The 8,385-nt window shown below is 61.9% G+C and carries 7 protein-coding genes; all 7 read left to right on the plus strand.

The features are described from left to right. Nucleotides 1-981 precede the first annotated feature (981 nt). Nucleotides 982-1,275, plus strand: coding sequence for a helix-turn-helix domain-containing protein (locus Q0176_RS06575; RefSeq protein ID WP_299300463.1), 294 nt, complete (start codon nucleotides 982-984; stop codon nucleotides 1,273-1,275). Further along, entirely contained in the window at nucleotides 1,275-2,219 is a 945-nt protein-coding gene (locus Q0176_RS06580; protein ID WP_299300465.1) for a helix-turn-helix domain-containing protein, read from the plus strand. The genes Q0176_RS06575 and Q0176_RS06580 overlap by 1 nt, the downstream gene beginning before the upstream one ends. Beyond that, entirely contained in the window at nucleotides 2,212-3,537 is a 1,326-nt protein-coding gene (locus Q0176_RS06585; RefSeq protein ID WP_299300467.1) for an ATPase domain-containing protein, read from the plus strand. Before Q0176_RS06580 ends, Q0176_RS06585 begins: the two co-directional genes overlap by 8 nt. Next, nucleotides 3,534-5,204, plus strand: coding sequence for a DEAD/DEAH box helicase (locus tag Q0176_RS06590; RefSeq protein ID WP_299300469.1), 1,671 nt, complete (start codon nucleotides 3,534-3,536; stop codon nucleotides 5,202-5,204). Before Q0176_RS06585 ends, Q0176_RS06590 begins: the two co-directional genes overlap by 4 nt. Nucleotides 5,205-5,926: 722 nt before the next feature. Continuing rightward, complete coding sequence (locus Q0176_RS06595; RefSeq protein WP_299300471.1) at nucleotides 5,927-6,373, plus strand: hypothetical protein; 447 nt, start codon at nucleotides 5,927-5,929, stop codon at nucleotides 6,371-6,373. Nucleotides 6,374-6,967: 594 nt separating this feature from the next. Continuing rightward, complete coding sequence (locus tag Q0176_RS06600) at nucleotides 6,968-7,471, plus strand: hypothetical protein (protein ID WP_299300473.1); 504 nt, start codon at nucleotides 6,968-6,970, stop codon at nucleotides 7,469-7,471. A 167-nt stretch (nucleotides 7,472-7,638) separates the two neighbouring features. Then, entirely contained in the window at nucleotides 7,639-7,995 is a 357-nt protein-coding gene (locus Q0176_RS06605) for a hypothetical protein (protein WP_299300475.1), read from the plus strand. Nucleotides 7,996-8,385: the final 390 nt, after the last annotated feature.

Genomic DNA, 8,385 nt, shown 5'->3' on the forward strand with positions numbered 1-8,385 from the left:
CTGAGTTATGAGGTGCGGATACACCCGTCGATCCTCTCCTTAGTGGAGCGGCGCAAGGCCCCGGCGAGCGAGCGTGTGAGGGAGGGGCTGAGTTCGTTTCTCGGTATCCCCATGCGGGAGGCGTTCGACGACAAGGGGCTGGCGGTATGAGACCAAGAAAAAAGCCGTCCTGGGCATGGACGGCGAAAGGAGATGAAAGATGTTGGCTGTCGGGAATATTGTACCACGAGCACCACGAAGGAGGGGCGGCGGCGGGATACGCAGGGCGTTCGACAAGCGCTATCGGAGTGTGCTGACACGCGCCTATGATTTTGAGAATCGGGAGTTTGACCTTGACAGGCTGAACGGAATCATTCGGGTTGACGAGGGGTCTCCCGAACTCAACGAATATCGGGACAGGCTTCTCAGAGAGCAGGTTCTTGCCGCTTTGGACTGTGAGCTGGGGGGCGAAACCGCCATGCTGTGGCTGGAGTTGGGGAGTGCAAGCCACGCTGCGGGGCACCCCGAGATGCTTCAAGTGGCGCGCGAGTTTCGAGATTCCCTGGAAAAGCCTTTCATGGAGCCGGATAAGTTCGGAAACCTCGTCGACAAACGGGGCCAGGAGCTCAAAGTCTGCCATGTCTACGAGCTGCATCGGTATCTGTCGCGTCTCGTAAAGCAACTGAGGTATCTTGCGAAGGTGCACCGCACACCGGCTGCGCGTCGCAAACCGAGGATGGCGGCTATCGCGAGATACTTTCTGCGTGTGCGTCCCACGTCCCGCTCCCGAGCCCCCCGCTCAGCGCGCAGGGCGTCCTTCTCCGTGGCCGCGTCCAGTCCGGGCGGAGGAGACTCCTCAGGAGAATCCGACCAAGGAGACCCACCTGGGCCTCACCCCTTCTGTCCCCTTGTAACACCCCCATCAAATCGTAAAAACAATCAGGAACCTTTGCGTCCGTGGCTTGGCCTCGGCTGTTGCCGCATGGAGAGGGGGCGGTCGGCATGGTGACGGCACGGGACCGCGAGGCGTGGAACTCCCAGAAGCTGGCCGTGCTGGAGCACCTCAAGGCGGGCCGGAGCATCACCCAGGACGAGGCGCGGGGGCAATTCGGCATCATGCGCCTGGCCTCCCGGATCGACGAGCTCAGGCGCTCCGGCTGGAACGTCCTGACCGAGATGATCTCCGTCGGAGAAGGGGGAGCGCGCGTCGCCCGGTACTCCCTGGGGGAGGAGCCGAGGCGGGCGAGCCGGGTCATCCCTGTACCCTGCAAGGGGCCGGAGAGGGGGCGGCGTTGATGGGTAGACAATTTGCGATGATCCCGCTGGAGATGCTTCGGGACAGCCGCCTTCTGGCCCTGGATTTTGCAGTGTACGCCAGCATCGACAGCCATAGTGACAAACAGGGGAATAGCTGGCCGGGATTGCGGACTATCGCCACCGAGGCAAGGGTATCCAGGCCGACGGTTATAGCATCGCTGAATCGCCTGGAGCAGGCCGGCCACATCCAAAAAACAAAAAGGCGACAAGATGGCACAAAGGAGTTTGCCCACAATCTCTACGCTCTTCGTTTACGCAGGGGTGGGGTGGTAAACGAGGTTGACCACGTGGTAAACGACATTGACCAGGGTGGTAAATCTCCTTTACCACGTGGTAAAGCACGTTTACTGGGGGTGGTAAACGACGTTTACTCTAACCATAACCATAAGAACCATAAAAAAGAAAAAGAATACCCGCCCTTCCCAGGTGGTAAACCTCCTGAACCACCTTCCCCCTCAGAGGCCCCTACACAGACCTCTCCCCCAGCAGAGCCTCCTACCCCGTGGGATACCCCTTCTCCCCAGACAGAGGCCCCTACCCCCGAAGGCATCCCCCCCAAAGACGAGGGGGCGGGTGGGGTCAGCAAAATTACTGACAGTAGAAATGCGGATAACGGAGAGGGTGAAACGGCAGAGGGGGCTAAGGCCACGACGGAGGCCGAGCATTGGACGGAAGTGGATGCGTACTTTTCCCAGTTTTGGGATGGTTACCCGCGCAAGGAGGGGAAGGCCGACGCTAGAGCGATGTTCCGGAAGCTCTTCCCGCCGGGGAAAGACCCCGAGTCCTATTTTGCCCGTATCCGTGAGATCGATGAACGTATGGGGCCGTTCCTTGACAGGGCTGAGGAGCTGAAACAGTGCGGAGACCAGAAGTTTATCCCAAAGCCCGCAAACTGGCTCAAGCGGGAGTTCGGCGATGTCTGAGCGGCAGATTGACTCCGAGTTCGATGCAGCCTGCGGCCCCACGGAGACGCCGCCGCCCAAAGACTGGGGGGACGTGTCCCGCTACTTGGGGGAGGAGAGTGATCGGCGTTTCGAGGAGACCCGGCTTCGCCATGAGCGGCTTGTGAACCCCAACGGCTTGAACCTTCGGGACCTGCTTGAGGGTTCCATCGATGAGGCGGGCCGTCTCATGGTGCTGTCCAATCAGTTCGGGGCCTATCGCGAGGAAGGGATGCCCCTCCAGGACATTCGGCGTCTGTACCTTTACGCGGCCAGGGGGCTGATCGACCCGGCGAGGGTGGAGCGTGCCGTAGATCGGGCGTTGCTGCAGGAGAAGTATCCCGACGTTGATGCGCGGTTCGAGAAGGCCGCAAACCCTGCGCACCACAGAGAGCTCCTGGAGGAGGCCGTCCGGCGTCGCGGATCGCTGGAGACGCTGCGGCTGAATATCGAGGAGCTGGATGCCCTCATCAACGACGGGGCGGGTATCGGACTGGGCGAGGTGCTCCATATCGTCGGGGGCGAGGGAGGTCTAAAAACGTCCCTCCTGCTCCATGCGCTGATCGACTACGTTGAGCGCGGAGGACGGGCTTTGTTCCTGAGCCTGGACATGCACCCCCAAAAGATCGAAGAGCGGCTGTATCGTCGTCTCCTGAACTGCGGACAAGCCCAGGTGGTCGAACATATCCGACTCAACACTCCGGAGTACCGCATGGCCAAGGAGGCCCGAGCGAGGCAGGATGACGGGCTCTCAATCATGGGCGGGCCGATGAACCTGACGCAGATCGAAAATGTCATCCTGGCCTCCGATGCGGACGTGGTGGCCTTGGACTACGTTACCGCTATCGATGGATTCAGGGATGAGTTGACGGCGGCCCGGAGCGTCTCGAAGAAATTCCGGGAGCTGCGGGATCGCTGGGGCCTGACCTTCTTGTTGCTGTCCCAAATGAGCCGGTCAAGCCGCCAGGACCAGGCCAAGGGTGGCACGGGCGGACACGCCATCGGGGGCAGCGCCCTGGAGCAGTTCGTCGATTACGAGCTTGAGCTGCTGAGCGACGCTCCGGAGACACCGGGCAGCAGGCCGCGCCTGATCGCGACGCTGCGGAAGAATCGCGGCGGGCCGTCCGGGAAATCCTTCGAGATTTTCCCGTTCTTTCCGTCCTTGGAGTTCGGAAACAAGGCGGAACCCGTGGAGCGCGCGGCCACGCGCAAACCGATGTTTTCGTTTGCCGACAAAATTCAATGGGGCTCCTTGACATCGGGGGGCGCTGCCGGATTCGCGCCAGAGGCGGGGTCATGATTACCCCCCGCCCTTACCAAACGGAGGCCCTGGATGCTGTTCTCGGACGCTGGCGTGATGGCGTCACTCGCCAGCTCGTCAGCCTCCCGACCGGGTGTGGAAAAACTTTGATCTTCGGCATGGTCGCCGGGGCCCTGAAGACCCGCACCCTTGTCCTGGCGCATCGGGAGGAGCTGCTCCTACAGACACGGCAGAAGATCCGCCTCGTCTACCCGGAGGCCGACGTCGGCATCCTCAAGGCCGAGGAGCGCTCCGGGCTCTGGACGGATATCTGCATCGCCTCCGTGCAGACGGCCATGAGGAACACGGACGCTCTCCGGGAGCGCGGCTTCCGACTCTTGATCTGCGACGAGGCACACCATGCCGCCGCGACCTCCTACGCGAAGATTTTCGAGGCGCAGGGTTTCATGGAGGGCGACCGAGAAAAACTGCTCCTGGGCGTCACGGCCACGGCGTACCGGGGCGACAACGTGGGGCTGGGGAGCGTGTTCGAGGAGATCGTCTTCGAGCGCTCCATCCTGGCCATGATGAAGGCCGGGTATCTCTGCGACGTGCGGGGCCTGGAGATCAAGACGGGAGCCGACATCTCCGGCGTCCGTACCCGAACCGGGGACTTTGCCCCCGACGAGCTATCCGCCGTCATCGACACCCCGGAGCGGAATGCCCTCGTGGCGGACAGTTATCTCCGGTATGGTCAGGGACGCCGGGGCGTGGTCTTCGGCGTCGGGGTCGGACACGCCCTGAACCTGGCCGAGGCTTTCCGGGAGCGGGGCGTCCCCTGTAGGGCCGTCTATGGCGCGATGGATGCGGAGGAGAGACGCCGTGCCCTGTCGGAATACGAGGCCGGGGATATCCGGGTGCTCTTGAACTGCAACGTTTTGACGGAGGGCTGGGACTGTCCGGAGGCGAGCGTCGTCATGATGGCCAGACCCACGAAGTCTCGGGGATTGTTTATCCAGTGCGTGGGGCGAGGACTGAGAACGGCCCCCGGTAAGGCGGATTGCCTCCTGATCGACTTTGTGGACACGGCCCGAAAACACAAGCTGTGCGGGTTCGGCACCTTGGCCGGAGATTCGGAGCTCAAGCCCAGGAAGGGCAAGCGTCTCCTGGAGATCGTGGCCGAGGAGGAGGCAGGGGAAGCGCGTCGAGTTGGGAGCCCCGCTCCTGTTCAGGCCCAGGCTGTGGCCCTGGACCTTCTGGGACGCTCGCGCTTCGTCTGGACGCCGATAGGCCCCAGTTACCGCCTGAACGTTCTGGATGGGGCCGTGTTCTGCAAGGCGGTCCCTGGAGGCTATCGCGTTTTTCGCTCCGAGCCCGGAGGCACTGCGACGGAGCTCTCCGGGGACGTTCTGCCCCTGGACTATGCTCTGGGCGTCGGCGAGGATTACGTGAGGCGGCGCACGGATGCGGCCATACTGTCGAAGGATGCGGGATGGCGGAAGTATCCGGCCTCCGGGAAGCAGCTTGCCCTCATGAAGCGGCTGGGTATCCCCTATGCGGGCGACGTGTCGAGGGGCGAGGCGTCTGAGCTGATCGAGCGGGCTTTTGCAGAACCCCTGACGACCCGTCAGCGGTTCTTCATCCAACGCCGCAGACTTCACCCTCACCCGGAGCTGCTGACGAAACGTGAGGCGTCGCGGCTCATATCTCTGGCCAAGCAGGCATGAGGGGCCGGGTTGGCCGGAGGATAAGGAGGTGGACGAAGGATGACCAAGCTGAAGCCCGGAGACTTCGGGCGCTGGATCAAGGCCCGGAGGCGGGAGCTCGGGCTGGGGCGGTAACGGTGTGCCGGGCGTGCCATTATCGGGGGCGAGGCGCTGCGGCTCATCGAGTGCGGGAAGACCTGCCCCTCTCTCTGCAAGGCCGGTACCCTCTACGGTCTGGCTAAGGTCCTGGAGCTTGATGTGGCGGAGGTCATGGAGCGCGCGGCCCAAGAGAACCACAGTCTTGTCGAGACTCTGGAGTGGGCCAAGGAGCACATGTAGCAAGTCCGGCAGCCAGGGAAAACTTGAATTCGCAAGCGTGGCGAGCTGACTAATGTTGACTTTCTCCAGGCCCGCGAGATAACGAAAAATTACGTTGGCGGCCTCCTTGGCCAGGGGGCGTAATCCGTTTACGACCCTTCTGAACGAAAAGGGCGTCGTTTTTTTCTACCCCCTTGGCCAAGGGGAACATGGTTCGCTTTGAGCCGGGTTGGCCTGGGGGATGGGGTAAGGTTCGTTTACATCATCCCCCCTGTGGCTACGGTGAGCCCAAGTCAAGGACCTGACTTCAGAAACTCTGAGGTCAGGTGGTACCGTCTCCTCAATTTTGAGGGCTGGACTTTTTGCGGCTGAAATTTCAGCCACGAACTTTATCAAGGTGAAGCGCCTTCATTGGAGGGGATTCGATGCTCAAGGACAATCCGGCCTTTCGGCGTGCCGAGGGGTATCTATACGGCTACAGGGAGAACATCGCCCGGCTGGAGGCGCTGCGCTCCGAGTTGAAGCGCCTCGATGCCATGTCCTCGGTCGGAGCGCAGCGGTACGACGCGCCGCCCTCGGAGGGGATCGCCGATCCCGTCTCCGCTCGCCTGGAGCGCATCGAGAAGGTGGAGGCGGATATCTTGTACCTGGAGCGTTGGACGCGCCCGATAGAGCGCCTCATGGAGGACCTGGGGAGTCCTTTCGTTCTGGAGGGCTCGGTCAAGCGGGACCTCCTGGCGATTCTGAAGCTGCGCTACCTGGGCGGCAACACCTGGGACAGGACGGCAGACGAGCTGAGCCTGGGACGGACGACGTTCTTCCAGCGCAAGAAGGAGCTCGTCCGGACGGCGGCCCGGTATCTGGGGCTATAGCGAATCGGATTTTATTCCGGCGTGGCCATAGATACCCCGCGCCCGCCGAACGGTCGAGGGGCTCCGGGCTTTTCGGCCCCCCCCTGTGGTCACGGTAAGGGGGATGCAGCCACAGACGGAGGACATCCGGCGGACATACCTCGGGTATTTCTCCGATATCCCCCCACAGCCCCCTACAGAGCCACGGAGAGCCCCATCAGGAGCCCCGGAGGTAATCTGATACCTCCCGAAGCCCTGATGATGCTCTGGGGCCTTCCTGTACGTCTCTCAGGAGCAAATCGACGAAATACGGGGACAGAGGGGAGCCGTCTCCCCGCGTTCGTCCGTCGTTCGTACCTCGGGCGTACTCGTTTCGTACGGCGTACGTATGGGGTACGTACGGGGTACGTACGGCGCACGTCATCCCCGGATAGGGTATCGATACCCTATCCAAACCCTATCGACACCCTACCGCCGCCCCACATATACCCTATCGATACCCTATGCCTCCCTGGCCGGAGGCAGGAGATCGAGAACGGGGCAAGGCTATAATGGTCAGGGTATGATGGCGTGGGGATAAAAGGCTGTGGCTTTGGAGAACAGGAGGGGCTTGAAATGGGGCGGAGGAAGCGGCAGGTCGTTCCGTTGTCTGGGGACGGTCGTAGGCTGGAGACGCTTATCGACATCATCCTGAGGTGTCATCCGATGGGGCTCCGGGTTCTGGCCGGGGAGTACGAGCCGACGACCGACGAGCATTCCGAGATTCTGGCGTGTCCGTCTCGGGGAGAGATCGACATTCCACGGGGGGCGGTCGGGTTCTGGGGGAGCTCCGAGGAGGAGGACCGGGTCATCCGGGCGGAGGTGTTCGAGGGTGTCCTGGGGAAGATCGGGGGGTGGTCTGGGCTGGCAGCCGCCACACAGCGCTTTGCAGAGGCCTACCCGAAGACCTGGGCCATCGTCGAGGATCACGTGACGTGGGTCACGGGGCGCAGCTTTTCCCGTCTGGACGAGCCCCAGCTCGAGCGTGTGGCGTCGCGTCACGGGCTGGCCCCGGAGACGATACAGCGATACCGACGGGAGTTCCCCGGACACTTGGCCGAGCTGGCGCTTCGAGGGTGAGGGGGGTAACGATTCCTTACATCCCTTGGCGGGGTACGAATCCGTTTCACCCCCCATACCGTGAGCACCGTAAGAATTTGTTACGGCGCCCGGGAGGTTTTTCAGGGCTTCCGGAAAACCCTAGAAAAGGCACAACCCAGTCTGGTACAGGGAGGAGTGATGACAGTATGGCGGCACGGTTGATCAGTGAGAGCCTAGATACAGGGTATGAGCGTTTCTTGTTCGCCTTCGATATCACAGAGAATGCCAGGATTTTCCCGAGCTACGACGACGAGGACGACGATGACACGCCTCTCCGACTCCAGATCGGCTTTATATACATCAAGGAGGACGGGGAAGAGGAACGATATGCCAACAACGCCTTGGCGTCTATCCTTTCGCATTCGCCGTATTGGAACGAACCCACGACGGAATTTCCCCCGGAGGAGATCGAGCGGATCGTCAACCTGCACCCGCTTAACGACTGGGGGAAGCCCATGACGCCCGAGGAGCTGGAGCTCAACCGTCAGATGTTCCCGTACTGAGCCCGTGAGCCAAGCCCTGCTCTCCGGTCCCAAGGCGGAGCACCGTCGGAAATTCCGACGGTATTCCCTGAGGGGGGGAACGGATCGACCCCCTCCTTGGCCCCTGCTACAGGATCTTTTTGTACCGGCCCCCGGCAGGACGGGCCTCGAATACCCTCAGAAATTCTTAGGGTACTCATTTCGCGGGTACCCTTGTCACCCTCAGAGTTTCTTAGGGTGTCCCCTCAGGGGCTCAATCCGTTTGATACCCTTGGTCCCTCACGGTTCATTAGGGACAGGCCAAGGAGGCTCAAGTGTCGTCATTTTGACGACGGTTGGAGGGCGGCCCCCTGCTTCCCTGCGCCGCAGATCGGCACGCCGGACGTTGGTATAATCGTCATCGAGGAGGTG

The sequence above is a fragment of the uncultured Fretibacterium sp. genome, from assembly GCF_938040765.1.
Classification (GTDB): domain Bacteria; phylum Synergistota; class Synergistia; order Synergistales; family Aminobacteriaceae; genus CAJPSE01.

Coding starts and splice junctions, on each gene's coding strand:
- Q0176_RS06590 (WP_299300469.1), top strand. CDS start 3,534: ATGATTACCCCCCGCCCTTACCAAACGGAGGCCCTGGATGCTGTTCTC.
- Q0176_RS06575 (WP_299300463.1), top strand. CDS start 982: ATGGTGACGGCACGGGACCGCGAGGCGTGGAACTCCCAGAAGCTGGCC.
- Q0176_RS06600 (WP_299300473.1), top strand. CDS start 6,968: ATGGGGCGGAGGAAGCGGCAGGTCGTTCCGTTGTCTGGGGACGGTCGT.
- Q0176_RS06595 (WP_299300471.1), top strand. CDS start 5,927: ATGCTCAAGGACAATCCGGCCTTTCGGCGTGCCGAGGGGTATCTATAC.
- Q0176_RS06580 (WP_299300465.1), top strand. CDS start 1,275: ATGGGTAGACAATTTGCGATGATCCCGCTGGAGATGCTTCGGGACAGC.
- Q0176_RS06585 (WP_299300467.1), top strand. CDS start 2,212: ATGTCTGAGCGGCAGATTGACTCCGAGTTCGATGCAGCCTGCGGCCCC.
- Q0176_RS06605 (WP_299300475.1), top strand. CDS start 7,639: ATGGCGGCACGGTTGATCAGTGAGAGCCTAGATACAGGGTATGAGCGT.